The sequence below is a fragment of the Verminephrobacter aporrectodeae subsp. tuberculatae At4 genome (assembly GCF_000193225.1).
GTDB classification, from domain to species: domain Bacteria; phylum Pseudomonadota; class Gammaproteobacteria; order Burkholderiales; family Burkholderiaceae_C; genus Acidovorax; species Acidovorax aporrectodeae.
This window is the reverse complement of sequence record NZ_AFAL01001038.1, coordinates 1-524: the sequence shown is the minus strand read 5'-3', so window position 1 is coordinate 524 and position 524 is coordinate 1. Positions and strand designations below refer to the sequence as shown.

Annotated in this window: 1 protein-coding gene; it reads right to left on the bottom strand. The window is 75.0% G+C overall.

All coding sequences use genetic code 11. The features are described from left to right. On the bottom strand, nucleotides 1-524 hold a 524-nt coding region (locus VTU_RS30380; RefSeq protein ID WP_010110624.1), incomplete at both ends, for a CHAD domain-containing protein.

Genomic DNA, 524 nt, shown 5'->3' with positions numbered 1-524 from the left:
GAACATGGCCGGCGTGAACGACCAGGCGCTGCGCGAGCGTTTCAAGCCATTCCACCCAGGCCAGCAGCACCTGCCCCACGGCCGGCGCCTGCAAGGCCTGGTGCACCGCTTCCAGCGCCTGCTGCGCGGCCTGTTCGAGCGCCGCCTGCAAATCCTGCCACGCGCGCCGCCGCTGCGCCGCGTCGGCGACGAAGTCCTGCGCCAGCGGGGGCAGGGTGTCCAGGCGCGCCACGTCGAGGTCGCGCAGCGCACCCAGGGCGGCGAGCAAGGGCCCGAGGGGCGCCCAGGGCGGCAGCGCCGGCAGACCCGGCCGCAGCAGACGGTGCAGGCTGCGAAAGCGCCGCCAGCCCACCCGCGCCTGGTGCAGCAGTTCGGGCGCATCGGGCGCCCGGGCCTGCTGCAGCGCGTGCAGATTGGTGCTGAATTGCAGGAACGCCTCGCCCAGGACCTGGCGCGCAATGGCGCGCAGGCTCAGTCCGGACGGCAGCGCCACGGGCCGCGCGCTCATGGCCTCGGGACCGCTG